Genomic DNA, 14,489 nt, shown 5'->3' with positions numbered 1-14,489 from the left:
TTTTTAAAGATTTTCTGGCGGCATCCGAAAAGCCATAAACAGAGTAGGAATTAAAAAAACTGAAAAATTATATTATCATGGACGACGAATTAATGGGCGTAGTTAAAGTATTCGCAGGCAATTTTGCACCTAGAGGCTATATGTTCTGCAACGGTGCTTTACTAAGCATTGCACAGTACAGTGCTTTATTCTCACTTTTAGGAACAACTTACGGTGGTGATGGTATCAGAACTTTTGCCCTGCCAAATCTTAACGGACGTACTCCGATCGGTCAGGGGAATTCAAATACCGGAAGATCTTATACTTTAGGAGAGGTAGGAGGAACAATACAAAATACTTTACTTTCTTCTAATCTACCGAGTTTTGCGAGCCAGCTAAAGGTTTCATCATCTAATGCAACAACTTCTGTGCCTACTGCAAATACATCAATCGCAGTAAGCGGTATACAGGCGGGAAGAGACTTTACGGCTGTTCCAAGCTTTGTAGATGCAGCACCTAACACGGTATTATATCCACAATCTGTTGTTTTTACAGGACAGAATCTACCGGTTAATAATATGCCTCCATATTTAGGAATTAACTACATCATTTGTGTAGAGGGAATTTATCCTTCAAGACCTTAATTTTTTTTTAAAGTACTAACAAATTAATACAATAATCATGGACGAAGAATTAATAGGAACCATCAAATTATTTGCAGGTGATTTTGCACCAAGAGGATATATGCTATGCAACGGTGCAATACTAAGTATCAGCCAAAATCAGGCACTTTTCGCTATCTTGGGAACAACTTATGGCGGAGATGGAAGAACAACATTCGCTTTGCCTAACCTTAACGGAAGAACACCTATCGGGGCTGGAACTTCAAACACAGGAAAAAATATTGCTTTGGGAGAAGCAGCAGGAACACCAACCAATACTCTTCTTAGCTCAAATCTTCCATCAATGATAAGCCAGCTAAGAGTTTCTTCTTCGAATGCAACAACGGCAACTCCTTCGGGTAATTCTTCGATTGCTGTTTCAGGAACATATGCAGGAAGAGATTTTCAACCTGTTCCAAGTTTTACAGATGCGGCTCCTAATACACAAATTAATGGAGCTTCAGTAACGTTTACAGGGCAAAATGTGCCTGTTAACAATATGCCACCTTACCTTGGTCTTAATTATATTATCTGCGTAAATGGTATATATCCATCAAGACAATAATTAATAACCTAAAAATTTAAAATCATGAAAAGTACTATACTTTTTACCTTATCTGTTCTTTTTATTTCGGTCTTTTCTTTTGGACAGACTAGTACGGAACAATTTGAGACAGAATCTAATGCAAGCGCAAGCTTTACTGATAATGGAGTAATATTCAATATTCTGTCGCATGTAAATACCTACGATATTCAGGCTTCTTATCCGGGGACTGGATGGAGTGGTACCGCAATTGACAACAGATATATAGATAACTCCGGAGCGGGTAACCAATCTGCCGGAACTTCTTTTAGTATTAAGACAACATCTAATTTATTTAAAGTAAACAGATTCTGGGTTTATTTAGGCGCAGCAAATACTGCACAGAATGTAACTGGGACATTAACTATTACAGGTAAATTATCCGGAGTTACAAAATTTTCTCAGACAAAAACTACAGGGTTTGTTAACTCTATTGCTACAACGAATGGATATACTTTAATAGACATGACTAATCTTAACGGACAGAATTATAGCAATATCGTTATCGATCAGCTACAAATTACCGCAGGAGGTGGTTATCAATATATGGGATTAGATGCATTTACATGGGTAAAAGATACCGGACTTGTATTAGCTGCCAATGAAGTAAGATCATCGAAAAAAGATTCAGGGATTTATCCTAATCCAACAAGCGGTCCACTTACCATTAAAACTGAGGAAAACAGTAAGTTTGAGGTGTACAGCCAAAGCGGACAATTGGTAAAAACAATTGAAACACAAAAAGGAACAAACGAATCTGATATTTCTGATCTTCCAAAAGGTGTTTACATGATAAAGTCTTCTAAAGAGTCTTATAAAATTATCAAAAAATAATACGCTTATCGTTAAGGTAAAAACTAATAACCATGAAATTCATTAAGATAGGTGATTGTACCGTGAAAGATTTTAAAGCATAATATTGTGATGATGTCCCCTGAGCAATCGGGGGATTATCATGTTTTCCCTCGTTCTGGCGATATTTAATATCACCGTTCTAAAACTCTCTGAGAAATTCAGGGAGTTTTAATTTTTACAATGTACTTATCAATATACCATTGTTTCTCTTTGGATTTGTACTGCTGGATGTATCTTGGATGTTCCAGAACTGTCATTTTTTCAAATAAATTGGCTTGATTATTTAATTTTGAAATAAAATCTGCATTTTTTTTACCCAAAACAAAGACTTCCGAAATGTCGATATTCAGGATGATATGCTTTTTTAAACAATCAATCATAAAATTTTTTACATCGCTGAAAAGTTCTTTATCATCATAATAATTGGCGTTGATCCAGCTTCCTTTCGATTTCCTGACAATTGCTAAAGGAAACGGAGAATTAATATAAACATCCTGATAAAAATTTTCTGCTCCGCCATACTGCTCAATCACATCATACATAAATATCGAGGAAACTTCATGCGTATGAGCAGATTCCATTTTAATTCCGCACACGCTTTCGAGACGTTTTGTATCTGTAAAAGGAACTCCTGTAACGCCTGCTCCGTGACGACTGGGATTAATCCCTATCAGAAATTTTCTGTTATTGAAATCATTGTAATATTTATGATAAAACCTTTCCATAACAATCATGGTTTCAGGATTGTCGAGATAAGGATTTAACACCTGAAAATCATCGGGAAGATTTCCGGAGTAATGTAAGTTTCGATTAAATTCTACTACTTCCTCAGCAAAAGTTTTCGTCATATTTGGTTTTTAAGAAAAAAATTATCTGGCTGATCTTTTTAATCTACATCATCCTCATCTCCATCTTCGCTTAAGGCTAATTCAATATCTATAAACTGGATGTATAATCCGCAAATACTGTTATTGTTATCATAAGCAAAATATACAGGATAAGTACCGTCTCCAAAGCCACTTGCAAACATAGGAATATGATAATTGGTATCCGGAACTTTCCAGTTGATCCAGTCTCCGGCATCTCTCTGGTTTTTAGGATTTTCCTGATAGCTTTTCTCAAATAAATCGGCAAAATAATCGTCGTAAACATTATCAATATCTGCTTCATCAAAAAATTTATCCACAAAAGGAAGCACTTCCGCATCAGCAATACAGCCTAGTCCCGCATCTACCTCAAAACCAAAGAAATCATCTTCACTTACATCCTCCAATTCCTCAATTCCTACTAAAGCTTCCCTGTAAATAATAGGCTTTTCTTTTGCAAATTCAACTTTTACAACAGCATATCTATCTCCCCAATCTTCAGATTTTACCACGGCAACCGTTACTGGAAAATTTCCTTGCGGAGCCTGAATAAAATAAGGTGATTGATTGGCATTCAGATTCACAAGCGGATCTCTCACCACTATTTTTCCGGAAGGAAGGGAAACATTTCCGATTTCCATCGTTTCCAATGGCTGCCCTGCAATTTCATCAGACGTAAAATAAGTTTCCAAATCCGTCGGACATATGAGAACATTTTTTACTTCTTCATATTTCTGTAGCCAGTTTTCGTTCATTTCTTTTATGATTTAATTTTAAGCCTTAAAATAAAGAATAAAAATAAAGACATAACTATCCATAAGTTTTTTAACATAAAATTATAAAATACCCTTTCAACACAAGCTGAAAGGGTGTTTAGAATTATTTTAACCGAAACAGGCTAAGTAAAATGATACATAAAATTTATTTGGACGACTAAGAATCTGCACAAATAACGCACGCTCTTGGAGTACTCGGCCAGCTTCCCGGAATACAGCAGCTTCCTTTAGGACACGAAGTTGGTGTACAAGACCAGTTTGGACCAGATCCTTCAATGGCTCTCAACTCTGGTCTTGACAATTTTTTTAAGTTTTTCATGATGATTTAGTTTTAATGATTGTTCCTACTCTTTATGCTTTTCGGATTTCGCATCCTAAAGTTAGCAATAAAATCATTTAAAAACAATTTAATCAAATAGTTATACAATTAAAAAGCAGCAATTCATTAAAGAATGCTGCTTTATATTTAAATCAATCCAAACTGCTCAAAATGATGTGTAAAATGCTTCTTGTGCATAAGTTCCCACATTTCCTTATTCAGTTTTCCGAAAACGAAATTCAGGTGTTCTGCCTGTGGATTTTCTTTATAATAAATCACAAATCTTTTTAAGTTATCAATGAAAGACTGTTTAGCAGCTTCAAGATTTTTATGTCTTAACTCCAATAGTTTTTCGTCATCCTCTAAAAACGGCGCAGGGAAATCTTTTGGCATTTTTCGGTGATTATACAAAGAATCCTGCCATTTTTCCAATTGCTCTTCAGGAGTGAAACATTTGTCTGCTTCAGGTTCGCCAAGACTTACCAAAACCCCATGCTCCAAATGTTCAATCATTTGTTGTGGAGACATTTTACCCCAGTTCGGCTGAGTAGATTCTGTTAATCCATTCAGCATTTTCTGAATATTTTTTAAGTTTAAATCAATAAAAGGAGATTGTTTTGCCACCAATGTTAAAATAGTTGCCACACAAACGATCTCATCTCTTTGATTCACGACCTCAACCAGCCATTTTACCACTCCGGAAGGAATGTTTCTTCCTTTTACGCCACGATTGATTTTTTCTTTCGCCGTTAAATACACCGTAATGGTATCTCCTGCATACACCGGCTTGAAGAACGAACAGTTTTCCAGTCCGTAATTTGCGATAACCGGTCCTTTTTTCCCTGAAACAAATAATCCTGCCGCTGCTGAAAGAATGAAATAGCCATGAGCAACGGTTTTATCAAATATAGTTCCTGTTAAGCTCGTTGCATCGGTGTGTGCGTAGAAATGATCCCACGAAACATTGGAGAAATTTACGATATCTGCATCGGTAACCGTTCTTCCTGCTGTTTCCAGAGAATCTCCCACCTCAACTTCTTCAAAATATTTCTGGAACGGATGTTTATCTGAATATTTTTTTTCAGCTCCCTGCTGATAAATCTTTGTAATGGCAGTTAAAATATCCGGAGAACCCTGAATAGCTGTTTTCTGAAGGAAGAAATGAAGACCGTTCAATCCGCCCATTTCCTCTCCTCCTCCTGCTCTTCCGGGACCGCCGTGCATTAAAGTCGGAAGCGGAGAACCGTGACCTGTACTTTCTTTCGCGCTGTCTCTGTTCAATACAAAAATTCTTCCGTGCTGTGAAGCCATTTTCCAAGACGTTTCGGCAACGAAATTATTATCATGGGAAACGATGGAACCTACCAAACTTCCTTTTCCTCTTTTTGCCAACGCCGCCGCTTCTTCCGCATCTTTGTAAGGCATTAATGTAGAAACCGGACCAAATGCTTCGACATCGTGAGAGATATTTTTTTCAAAAGGTTTATCATTCAGGAAGAGTTTCGGACTCATAAATGCTCCGTTTTCGTAATCGGCATCTATCAATTCGTGCTTTCCGTCGTAAACCAGTTCTGTTTCGGCTTTTAATAAATTTATTTTTCTTACAACTTCATCATACTGTTGTTTTCCCACCAAAGAACCCATTCTTGTTTCTCTATTCAACGGGTTTCCGATTTTTGTCTGGTCTAAAGCTTTGGACAAAGCATTCTGAACGTCTCCGATTAAGTTTTCAGGAACGATGATTCTACGGATCGCTGTACATTTTTGTCCGGCTTTCGTCGTCATTTCGTTACGTACTTCCTTAATGAATAAATCAAACTCGGGAGTTCCCGGTTTTGCATCCAATCCAAGAATAGAACAATTCAAAGAATCTGCTTCCATATTGAAACGAACCGCATTTCCTGCAATCGAAGGCAAAGATTTTAATTTTCTTCCTGTCGTTGCAGAACCCGTAAATAATACAGAATCTCCATCCTGCATATAATCCAGAATATTTCCCGGTTCACCGCAAACCAACTGAACCGCTCCTTCAGGAAGGATTCCGCTTTCAATCATATCCTGAAAGACGGCATTCGTTAAATAAGAACCAAACGGAGAAGGTTTCACAATGGATGGAACACCTGCTAACAATGATGTGGACAATTTTTCCAGCATTCCCCAAACCGGAAAGTTGTAAGCATTAATTTGTACTGAAACCCCTTCACTCGGTGTTAAAATATGAGTTCCTAAGAAAGTTCCGTTTGCTGAAATTTTCTGCGTATCACCATCTACCCAAAACGGCGTATTCGGAAGCATCCTTTTTGCCAATCCTGAATACGTGAAAAAAGTACCGAAACCTCCCTCGATATCTACCCAGGAATCAACGTGAGTAGCTCCTGTTTTATACGATAGTTCGTAATATTTTTTCTTTCTTTCAAGGAGATAAAGTGCTACTTTTTTCAACATTTCTCCACGATCGTAGAACGTCATCGATGAAAGGTTTTTATAACCTACTGTTCTTCCGTAATCCAAAGCCTGCTCAAAATTCAGACCTTCCGTGTCGGAAATGGCAACCTGTTCTCCATTAACAGCATTATATAAAGGAATTCCGTTTCCGTTTCCTTCGATCCATTCGCCATAGATATAGTTTTTTAACTTTTCCATATTTATCTAATTTGAAAATTTGAGAATGAGTCAATTTGAAAATTAGTTTCCTATGATAAAATTTTCAAAATAGCACATTTTCAAATTATTTAATTTTACTTAATATCATCCCAGATGCTGTAATCTACAACTTTCGTAGGAATCTGCTGAACATATTCTGTAAAAGGTTCACAAGGCAAAATAGCATCTTTTCCTTCTCTTGCCAATTCCTGATACAGTTTTGTTCCTTCTGTTTTCCATTTAATCATTTCATCGGAAACATCGCGGATGATTTTTGCAGGACTTCCTACAATTAATTTTCTGGCATCACATCTGAAGTTTGCCGGAACAAAAGCTAAAGCACCGATGATACATTCATCTCCGATGACTGCTTTGTCCATCACGACTGAATTCATTCCGACCAGACAGTTTTTGCCGATATGTCCCGAGTGAATAATCGCTCCATGACCGATATGTGCAGACTCTTCAAGTATAGTTTCAATTCCCGGAAAAACGTGAAGGGTACAGTTTTCCTGAACATTGGCACCGTCTTTCACTATAATTTTTCCCCAGTCGCCACGAATCACTGCATTGGGACCAACATAAACTTCTTCGCCGATTTCCACGTTGCCAATAATCACCGCTTGCGGGTGAACGTACGCGGAAGGTTTTATTATCGGCCGAATTCCGTGATATGAGTAGATATTCATAATTTTAATTTGAAAATAAATCAATTTGGAAATTTGACAATGTGCCAATTTGAAAATTAAAACGCTGTGAATAGTATTTTCAAATTCTCAAATTAGCTCATTTTCAAATTAAACTCGTTCAATCACCATCGCATACCCTTGTCCGACACCGATACAAAGTGTACACAATGCATATTTCTTATCCTGTTTTTGAAGTTCCATTGTCGCAGAACCAACGATTCTGGCTCCTGAAACTCCAAGTGGATGACCGATTGCAATAGCACCTCCGTTTGGATTTACTCTTGAATCGTCATCTTTTAAACCTAAGGTTCTTGTTACGGCTAAAGCCTGAGCAGCGAATGCTTCATTCAATTCGATGATATCCATATCGTCTAATGAAAGATTCAGTCTTTTTAATAGTTTTTGAGTGGCTTCTACAGGTCCGATTCCCATAATTCTTGGCTCAACTCCGGCAACGGAAGATCCTAAGATTTTCGCTTTTGGTTTCAACCCGTATTTTTTTACAGCTTCTTCGCTTGCTAAGATTAAAGCTACTGCTCCGTCATTCATTCCGGATGCATTTCCTGCGGTTACCGTTCCTTCTTTTCTGAAAGCCGGACGAAGTTTTCCTAATCCTTCTATTGAAGAAGTCGGCTTAATAAATTCGTCTGTATCAAAGATTTTCGGTTCACCTTTTTTCTGTGGAATTTCAACTTTTACGATTTCTTCCGCCAGTCTTCCGCTTTCCTGAGCTTTGGTAGCTTTCTGCTGTGACCAAAGGGCAAATTTGTCCTGATCTTCACGACTGATGTTGTGGATATCCGCTAAATTTTCTGCCGTTTCACCCATCGCATCAATCCCGTACATTTCTTTCATTTTCGGATTTACAAATCTCCATCCGAAAGTGGTATCAAACATTTGGCTATCTCTACCGAAAGCTGTACTTGGTTTTGACATTACATAAGGAGAACGCGTCATGTGTTCTACTCCACCTGCGATATAAATTTCACCTTCTCCTGCAGCAATAGAACGGAAAGCATTTGCCACCGCAGACATTCCTGAAGCACACAATCTATTCACCGTTTCCCCTCCGATTTTATAAGGAAGCCCAGCCAATAAAAGCCCCATTCTGGCTACGTTTCTGTTGTCTTCACCTGCCTGATTGGCGCATCCGAAAATAACGTCCTCAATTTCCTCAACAGGAACTTCAGGGTTTCTTGCTACAATTTCTTTAATAACAATGGCAGCCAAATCGTCGGCTCTTACTTCTGAAAGACCTCCGCTCAATTTTGAAATGGGAGTTCTTATGTAGTCAATTATATATACGTTGTTCATTTTATTTAATTTGAAAATGTGTTAATTTGAAAATTTGAAAATGAAAAAAAGCAGTAAAAAATAATTTTCAAATTGCCTCATTTCCAAATTTTCAAATTTATAATTCCGTTACTTTTTTTCCTATTTTATAAACCGTTCCGACAAATTTGGCAACCAATTCTTCGTTTTGATTGGTAATTTTAATGTCGTAAACAGCGGTTTTTCTGGTTTCATTGACCAAAATGCTTTCTGCTCTGAAAATATCGCCTTCTTTTCCGGCTTTGGTAAAATTGATGATGCAATTCAATGCAACGGCTGCATCACCGGAATTGTTGGACGAAAAAGCCAGTGCAGAATCTGCAAAAGCGAACGTAACGCCTCCGTGAACCGTTTTCAGCCCGTTAATCATTTCTTTTTTAATGGGCATTTCTATTAAACAATAATTTTCTTTGACTTCAATCAGTTTGATATTCATCCATTGGGAAAAATAATCCTGATCAAACATATATTCTGCAACCTGTCTCGGATTCATTTTAATTTTTGCTAGTTATTTTTTCAAATAATTCATCAGCCAACTTGTCGTAAACCGACATGGTCTTTCCAAGAATAATCTGATGGGACGAAAGATTTTCGGAATTTGAAGGATCTTCTGTTTGAAAATGTTCATTTAAATCAATTCCAAATTCATTTGCTAATCTTTTAATCAATTCTTTATATTTTTCATTGAATTTACCTAATAATTCAAGCTTTTCCTGATAATCATGTATTGAAGAAAGTTCCTGAATGATGTATTCTTTTTCAATGATAAGTCTTGTTTCCAGTTCAGCTCTGAAGTCCTCAATATTCATAAAATTTATTTAATAATTGTCAGCAGTAAGGTAAAGTTTATTTTCATTTTCCATTACTGATTTGCAAATATTTATTATCTCATCATATTCTTTTCCAAACAATTTAATATCAACTTGGTTTTCATTATTAATGAGATAATCATAAAATTCTATGATATCGATAATTTGTTCTTCTTTTTCAGAAGCCCAGCCAATCATATCATACACTCTTGAATAGTTGTATCTATAAACCGTACTCTCCGAAGAATGATGCAAAAAGTCATTATCTAAGTTCATTATTAAATCAAAAGCATTTGTTGCTAAAACTAATTCAGTAATAATATTTTCATCACTATCTTTTTCGCTTAGTATGACCTCTCCTAATCCAAAAGCAAAATGCTTTTGCCAATCAGATAACAAATCTATTCTAAGAGTTTTATGTTTCATGTTTAAATTAACTTTTTCAGCAACGGACTTTGTCTGTATCTCTCTTCCTGATATTCTTCGTAAAGATCCTGCAAAGTTTCGGAGATTTTAGAATATCCTATTTCTTTTCCCCATGCCAATAAACCTTTGGGATAATTAACGCCTTTCTGCATTGCGAGTTCCAGATCTTTGTCATTTGCTACGCCTAACCTTTTTGCTTCTACGGCTTCGTTAATCAGCATGGAAATAATTCTCATGAATATTTGCTGATAAAGTGCATCGTCTTTCACAGGTTCCGGTTTAACAGCTCCTTCCGAATAATCGTAAAACCCTTTTCCTGTTTTTCTGCCGTGAAGTTTTGCCTCGGACATTCTCTGCTGAAGAAGAGACGGTTTGTATTTCGGATCGTAGAAATATTCGTTGTACACAGTTTTAGTCACCGAGAAATTCACATCAACTCCGATTAAATCCATTAATTCAAAAGGTCCCATTTTAAAGTTACCTAAAGTTTTCATCGCATCATCAACCTGTTCTACCGTTGCGATGTTTTCTTCAACAATTCTCAATCCTTCTCCATAGTAAGGACGGGCAATTCTGTTGACGATAAATCCGGGAATATCTTTTGCAACAACAGGAGTTTTTCCCCAATCTTTCATCAGACTGTAGATTTTTTCCGCTAAAGATTTTTCGGTTAATAAGGATGGAATAACCTCTACTAAAGGCATCAGCGGAGCCGGATTGAAGAAATGAATTCCGATGAAACGCTCCGGTTTCTGTAATTCCGCACCAAGAGAGGTGATGGAAATGGAAGAAGTATTGGAACCAATCACACAGCTTTCTGAAACGTGTTTCTCTAATTCTGTGAAAACTTTGGTCTTAATTTCTTTGTTTTCGATGATGGCTTCAATGATCAATTCACAATCTTTGAAGTCTTTTAATTCTGTAGCAATGGAAATATTGGCTAAAATTTCAGTCATTTTCTCTGATGAAATTTTCTGTTTATCAACCAGTTTAGTCAATGTTTTTTCCAAACCTACGGTTGCCGTTTCTACCTGTTTTGCATTAGCGTCATAAATCCAGACTTTGCATCCGTTCGTTGCGGCTACCTGTGCAATGCCGATTCCCATAGTTCCGGCACCAATAATTCCTACATTCATATTTTTAATTTGAAAATTTGGAAATGAGTTAATTTGAAAATTATTTAAGCTTCGAGCTTGAAATAATTTTAGATAGAATTAATACAATTTCTTTTAAATCTGAAATTAATTTTTCATTGGGCGATTGCAAATGTAGAGACTTTAAACACAGTAAAAGCCAATATTCTGTTTCATCAGCTTCTTTAGCGGCAATTTTCAATTTATGGATAAAATCTGCTTTGCTTTCTGCATTTTGAGCTTCTCTAACATTAGCTCCAATCGAAGTTCCAGATTTGAAAATCTGATTTGCTAATGGAAATCTTTTAGTTTCGTACAAACCTTCTGAAAATTCAATGATGTCTAAAGCAAAATCAAAAGTCTTATTTACAATAATATTCTCTTTATCATTTCTCATTTTCAAATTCTCAGATTAACTCATTTTCAAATTAATTATTTTCCCTTATACTCAGGTTTTCTTTTCTGTAAAAAGGCACTTACTCCTTCTTTAAAGTCTTCTGTTTCTGCTGCTTTCTGTTGAAGATCACCTTCTAATTCCAACTGCTGCTTCAGTGTATTGTCGTAAGAATGCGCAAATGCTTTTTTGGTTAATTTTAAACCAACAGTCGGCATATTGGAAACTCTTTCCAAAATTTCCATTGATTTTGAACTGAATTCTTCTTCAGTGAAAACTTCAGCAACCAAACCGTATGATTTAGATTCTTCCGCGGATAATTTTTTTCCGGTAAATGCTAAATAATTGGCTAATTGTCTTCCCAGTAATTTTGGTAAAAAATAGGTTCCACCGGTATCAGGAATCAATCCGATATTGGAGAAAGCCTGAGCAAAATAAGCTTTTTCATTTGCCAGAACAAAATCGCAGATTAACGCCAACATCGCTCCGGCTCCAACTGCAGGACCATTTACCAAAGCCACAACCGGTTTTTTGCAGTGGGTAATTTCCATTACCAAAGGATTGTAATAATCTGTTACAATTTTTCTGATGATATCGTTGTCATGATGTTCATTGCCCTGAACAAAAGCATCATCAAGATTCTGACCGGAACAAAAAGCTCTTCCTCTTCCGGAAATTGCCACGCATCTTACTGCAGGATCTTCACTGCATTCTTTTACAAAATCTTTCAGATCTGATAAAGACGGCTTTGTAAGCGCGTTCATGGTATCCGGCTGATTGAGATAAGCAATTTTAAGTTTTCCGTCGAAATGCGACTCAATATCGAGTTGTGTATACATAGTTTATAATTTTTTAATTTGAAAATTAGACAATTTGAAAATTTTAGTTCACCACTAATTTACTCATTTTCAAATTAGCACATTTTCAAATTGTTTAGTGACATTTAAAATAGTCAAAAGGTTCTAAACAGTCTAAACACTGATACGAAGCCTTACATAACGTAGACCCGAATCTGCTGATCTGTTTTGAGTTCATGGAACCACAACGTGGACATTTTTTCGGTTTCCCGATATGATGCTCGTCGGCTCCTTTTTCGGGAGGGGTAATTCCGTATACCCGAAGTTTTTCTCTCGCTTCATCGGTTAACCAGTCCGTCGTCCAGATCGGAAACATTTTGGTCACCACTTTCGCTTCCCATCCGTTTTCCTTCATAATTTTGATGATGTCTTCCTCAATGGTAAACATGGCGGGACAGGCAGAATAAGTAGGCGTAATCGTTACTTCGCAGGAATTCTCGCCAGTAATTTTCGCCTCTCTTACAATACCCAATTCCACGATATTAATTACCGGAATTTCCGGATCGGGAACCATTTCTAATATGTCTAAAGGATTTTTCATAATTAATTTGAAAATTTGAAAATTTGGGTAATTTGAAAATTTATGGCACTCCTCAATTTTCAAATTAGCATATTTTCAAATTAACTCATTGATTTTTTTACCACGTACAGCCCGGATATGCTCTCTGCATATACTGCAATTCACAAAGGATATATCCAAAATATTCTGTGTGATATCCTGTTCTGGATTTTGGCTGCATGAAAGGATTTGTAGGATATTCTAACTGAAAATCTGCAAAATCTTTTTGGGTGATCGTTACAAATTCTTCATAAAGAGCATCGGTGTTCGGAGCAATATTTAAAGCTACCAAATCATCTTCTCCTTCTGTTTTTGCGAATAAACCTTTCGTATATTCCCAAATATTTTCAATGGCTTTTACCAGACGGCTCTTACTTTCTTCTGTTCCCTGAGCGAAAATTTTCATCCAGGAAGCAGCGTGCGTGTAATGGTATTTTACTTCTTTTAATGATTTTTGAGCAATCGCTGCCAATTCTTCATTTGCTGAATTGGACAATGCTTCGTACATCAGTTTCTGATATACTGCAAAAACATACACTTTTAAAATCGTCTGGGCATAATCTTCGTTCGGAAGTTCTGTCCAGTGTGCATTTACATATTCGTGTTCGTATCTTAAAAAGGCGATATCATCTTCAGATTTTCCATCGTCTAAAAGTCTTGAAGCGTAAACGTAAAAGTTGTTCGCCTGACCAAGTTCATCCAACGCAATATTCGTTAATGCAATATCTTCCTCCAGATAAGGACCTTCACCGCACCACGCAGACAAACGCTGTCCCATAATGAAACTGTCGTCTGCCAATTTTAATAAATAATTATATAATGGGTTCATTGTTTTAGCTTTTGGCTTTTGGCGTCTAGCTTTTGGCAAATTGCAAGCAGCTAACAGCCAATTGCTGTTTTACATATTTTTTACATCGTTCGGGATCTCGTAGAAGGTTGGGTGACGGTATAATTTGTCATCTGCCGGATCGAAAAATGCTTCTTTATCCACTCCTTCTGAAGTTACGATGTATTTACTTGGGACTACCCAAACAGAAGTTCCTTCTTTTCTTCTTGTATAAACGTCTCTTGCGTTTTGCAAAGCCATTTCTGCTGTTGGCGCCTGTACAATTCCAACGTGTTTGTGAGATAATCCCGGTTTAGTCTGAATAAACACTTCCCACATATCTAAATTTGCCATAGTCAAATTTTAATTTTAAATTTTAATCATTTATAGCATACCAATTATTTTGGAGCTTAAAATCATTTCCACCATTTTTTACATTTTCATCAAGTTGTTTTATTAAACCCTTTTGAGTTGTATAAATTATTGCTGAATAATGATCTATAAGTCCTCTATCAGTATAAAAAGTTATTTTCAAATCATTTTTATCTTTTAAATTTCCTTTAATATCAAAAGTTTTATCATAAGAAAAGTTTAAATCTTCAGGAATTAAATTTTCTCCCTCTTCAAATTTTTCAGGATTTAAAAGAACTCTATCTACAATATTTTGTAAATTTTCCTTGTTATCTTCCCAAACTTCTGGATTTGATTGAGATCCATTTGCTAGAGAGCATGAACTGCATAAAACTGCAAATAAAAATGTTTGAAATATAGCTTTCACAAG

Annotated in this window: 19 protein-coding genes; 3 read left to right on the top strand and 16 right to left on the bottom strand. The window is 36.3% G+C overall.

Annotated elements, in window-relative coordinates; genetic code table 11:
• Positions 1–77 precede the first annotated feature (77 nt).
• The 3 genes from H6W53_RS18100 to H6W53_RS18090 are packed head-to-tail and all read left to right on the top strand — an operon-like array spanning position 78 to position 2,058.
• Positions 78–623, top strand: a complete 546-nt coding sequence (locus H6W53_RS18100) for a phage tail protein (RefSeq protein ID WP_087707788.1) — start codon at positions 78–80, stop codon at positions 621–623.
• Between the two features lie 37 nt (positions 624–660).
• On the top strand, positions 661–1,206 hold the full coding sequence (locus tag H6W53_RS18095) for a phage tail protein (RefSeq protein ID WP_185208784.1): 546 nt from the start codon (positions 661–663) through the stop codon (positions 1,204–1,206).
• A 24-nt stretch (positions 1,207–1,230) separates the two neighbouring features.
• Positions 1,231–2,058 carry a T9SS type A sorting domain-containing protein gene (locus H6W53_RS18090; protein ID WP_185208782.1) on the top strand — a complete coding sequence of 276 codons (828 nt, stop codon included), beginning with the start codon at positions 1,231–1,233 and terminating at the stop codon, positions 2,056–2,058.
• 179 nt (positions 2,059–2,237) lie between these two features.
• Here the strand turns inward: H6W53_RS18090 and H6W53_RS18085 are convergent, their stop codons facing one another.
• The 16 genes from H6W53_RS18085 to H6W53_RS18010 all read right to left on the bottom strand — a co-directional run bounded on the left by H6W53_RS18085 (position 2,238) and on the right by H6W53_RS18010 (position 14,486).
• Positions 2,238–2,927 carry an SMUG2 DNA glycosylase family protein gene (locus tag H6W53_RS18085; protein ID WP_185208780.1) on the bottom strand — a complete coding sequence of 230 codons (690 nt, stop codon included), beginning with the start codon at positions 2,925–2,927 and terminating at the stop codon, positions 2,238–2,240.
• A gap of 38 nt (positions 2,928–2,965) precedes the next feature.
• On the bottom strand, positions 2,966–3,700 hold the full coding sequence (locus H6W53_RS18080; protein WP_185208778.1) for a DUF4241 domain-containing protein: 735 nt from the start codon (positions 3,698–3,700) through the stop codon (positions 2,966–2,968).
• Between the two features lie 178 nt (positions 3,701–3,878).
• Positions 3,879–4,040, bottom strand: coding sequence for a bacteriocin-like protein (locus H6W53_RS18075; RefSeq protein ID WP_165762953.1), 162 nt, complete (start codon positions 4,038–4,040; stop codon positions 3,879–3,881).
• 147 nt (positions 4,041–4,187) lie between these two features.
• Entirely contained in the window at positions 4,188–6,683 is a 2,496-nt protein-coding gene (gene paaZ, locus H6W53_RS18070; RefSeq protein ID WP_185208776.1) for a phenylacetic acid degradation bifunctional protein PaaZ, read from the bottom strand.
• 95 nt (positions 6,684–6,778) lie between these two features.
• Positions 6,779–7,372, bottom strand: a complete 594-nt coding sequence (locus H6W53_RS18065) for a transferase hexapeptide repeat family protein (RefSeq protein WP_076395268.1) — start codon at positions 7,370–7,372, stop codon at positions 6,779–6,781.
• A 108-nt stretch (positions 7,373–7,480) separates the two neighbouring features.
• Positions 7,481–8,686 (bottom strand): 3-oxoadipyl-CoA thiolase, encoded by a 1,206-nt coding sequence (pcaF, locus tag H6W53_RS18060; RefSeq protein WP_185208774.1) that lies wholly within the window; start codon positions 8,684–8,686, stop codon positions 7,481–7,483.
• A gap of 97 nt (positions 8,687–8,783) precedes the next feature.
• Positions 8,784–9,197 (bottom strand): PaaI family thioesterase, encoded by a 414-nt coding sequence (locus H6W53_RS18055; RefSeq protein ID WP_185208772.1) that lies wholly within the window; start codon positions 9,195–9,197, stop codon positions 8,784–8,786.
• A gap of 1 nt (position 9,198) precedes the next feature.
• Positions 9,199–9,513 (bottom strand): hypothetical protein, encoded by a 315-nt coding sequence (locus H6W53_RS18050; RefSeq protein WP_087707810.1) that lies wholly within the window; start codon positions 9,511–9,513, stop codon positions 9,199–9,201.
• A 9-nt stretch (positions 9,514–9,522) separates the two neighbouring features.
• Positions 9,523–9,939, bottom strand: coding sequence for a hypothetical protein (locus H6W53_RS18045; RefSeq protein WP_087707812.1), 417 nt, complete (start codon positions 9,937–9,939; stop codon positions 9,523–9,525).
• A gap of 2 nt (positions 9,940–9,941) precedes the next feature.
• Positions 9,942–11,075, bottom strand: coding sequence for a 3-hydroxyacyl-CoA dehydrogenase NAD-binding domain-containing protein (locus H6W53_RS18040; protein ID WP_185208770.1), 1,134 nt, complete (start codon positions 11,073–11,075; stop codon positions 9,942–9,944).
• Between the two features lie 40 nt (positions 11,076–11,115).
• On the bottom strand, positions 11,116–11,469 hold the full coding sequence (locus H6W53_RS18035) for a four helix bundle protein (protein WP_116095973.1): 354 nt from the start codon (positions 11,467–11,469) through the stop codon (positions 11,116–11,118).
• Between the two features lie 35 nt (positions 11,470–11,504).
• Positions 11,505–12,305: an enoyl-CoA hydratase-related protein gene (locus H6W53_RS18030; RefSeq protein ID WP_185208768.1), complete on the bottom strand. Its 801-nt coding sequence runs from the start codon at positions 12,303–12,305 to the stop codon at positions 11,505–11,507.
• Positions 12,306–12,399: 94 nt separating this feature from the next.
• Positions 12,400–12,864 carry a 1,2-phenylacetyl-CoA epoxidase subunit PaaD gene (gene paaD / locus H6W53_RS18025; RefSeq protein ID WP_116548138.1) on the bottom strand — a complete coding sequence of 155 codons (465 nt, stop codon included), beginning with the start codon at positions 12,862–12,864 and terminating at the stop codon, positions 12,400–12,402.
• Between the two features lie 97 nt (positions 12,865–12,961).
• On the bottom strand, positions 12,962–13,750 hold the full coding sequence (gene paaC / locus H6W53_RS18020) for a 1,2-phenylacetyl-CoA epoxidase subunit PaaC (RefSeq protein ID WP_082171027.1): 789 nt from the start codon (positions 13,748–13,750) through the stop codon (positions 12,962–12,964).
• Between the two features lie 30 nt (positions 13,751–13,780).
• Complete coding sequence (paaB, locus tag H6W53_RS18015) at positions 13,781–14,062, bottom strand: 1,2-phenylacetyl-CoA epoxidase subunit PaaB (RefSeq protein ID WP_002981782.1); 282 nt, start codon at positions 14,060–14,062, stop codon at positions 13,781–13,783.
• Positions 14,063–14,084: 22 nt separating this feature from the next.
• Positions 14,085–14,486, bottom strand: coding sequence for a hypothetical protein (locus H6W53_RS18010; RefSeq protein WP_185208766.1), 402 nt, complete (start codon positions 14,484–14,486; stop codon positions 14,085–14,087).
• Positions 14,487–14,489: the final 3 nt, after the last annotated feature.

The organism is Chryseobacterium sp. C3, from assembly GCF_014218905.1.
Taxonomy (GTDB): domain Bacteria; phylum Bacteroidota; class Bacteroidia; order Flavobacteriales; family Weeksellaceae; genus Chryseobacterium; species Chryseobacterium mucoviscidosis.
Note: the sequence above shows the minus strand (reverse complement) of the source record. Positions and strands in the feature narration are given on the sequence as shown.

Excerpts from the sequence above, each read along its gene's own strand:
- H6W53_RS18090 (WP_185208782.1), top strand. The coding sequence starts at position 1,231 with ATGAAAAGTACTATACTTTTTACCTTATCTGTTCTTTTTATTTCGGTC.
- H6W53_RS18045 (WP_087707812.1), bottom strand. The coding sequence starts at position 9,939 with ATGAAACATAAAACTCTTAGAATAGATTTGTTATCTGATTGGCAAAAG.
- paaZ (WP_185208776.1), bottom strand. The coding sequence starts at position 6,683 with ATGGAAAAGTTAAAAAACTATATCTATGGCGAATGGATCGAAGGAAAC.
- H6W53_RS18035 (WP_116095973.1), bottom strand. The coding sequence starts at position 11,469 with ATGAGAAATGATAAAGAGAATATTATTGTAAATAAGACTTTTGATTTT.
- H6W53_RS18030 (WP_185208768.1), bottom strand. The coding sequence starts at position 12,305 with ATGTATACACAACTCGATATTGAGTCGCATTTCGACGGAAAACTTAAA.
- paaD (WP_116548138.1), bottom strand. The coding sequence starts at position 12,864 with ATGAAAAATCCTTTAGACATATTAGAAATGGTTCCCGATCCGGAAATT.
- H6W53_RS18065 (WP_076395268.1), bottom strand. The coding sequence starts at position 7,372 with ATGAATATCTACTCATATCACGGAATTCGGCCGATAATAAAACCTTCC.
- H6W53_RS18040 (WP_185208770.1), bottom strand. The coding sequence starts at position 11,075 with ATGAATGTAGGAATTATTGGTGCCGGAACTATGGGAATCGGCATTGCA.
- H6W53_RS18050 (WP_087707810.1), bottom strand. The coding sequence starts at position 9,513 with ATGAATATTGAGGACTTCAGAGCTGAACTGGAAACAAGACTTATCATT.
- H6W53_RS18075 (WP_165762953.1), bottom strand. The coding sequence starts at position 4,040 with ATGAAAAACTTAAAAAAATTGTCAAGACCAGAGTTGAGAGCCATTGAA.
- H6W53_RS18055 (WP_185208772.1), bottom strand. The coding sequence starts at position 9,197 with ATGAATCCGAGACAGGTTGCAGAATATATGTTTGATCAGGATTATTTT.
- pcaF (WP_185208774.1), bottom strand. The coding sequence starts at position 8,686 with ATGAACAACGTATATATAATTGACTACATAAGAACTCCCATTTCAAAA.
- H6W53_RS18080 (WP_185208778.1), bottom strand. The coding sequence starts at position 3,700 with ATGAACGAAAACTGGCTACAGAAATATGAAGAAGTAAAAAATGTTCTC.
- H6W53_RS18095 (WP_185208784.1), top strand. The coding sequence starts at position 661 with ATGGACGAAGAATTAATAGGAACCATCAAATTATTTGCAGGTGATTTT.
- H6W53_RS18100 (WP_087707788.1), top strand. The coding sequence starts at position 78 with ATGGACGACGAATTAATGGGCGTAGTTAAAGTATTCGCAGGCAATTTT.
- paaB (WP_002981782.1), bottom strand. The coding sequence starts at position 14,062 with ATGGCAAATTTAGATATGTGGGAAGTGTTTATTCAGACTAAACCGGGA.
- H6W53_RS18085 (WP_185208780.1), bottom strand. The coding sequence starts at position 2,927 with ATGACGAAAACTTTTGCTGAGGAAGTAGTAGAATTTAATCGAAACTTA.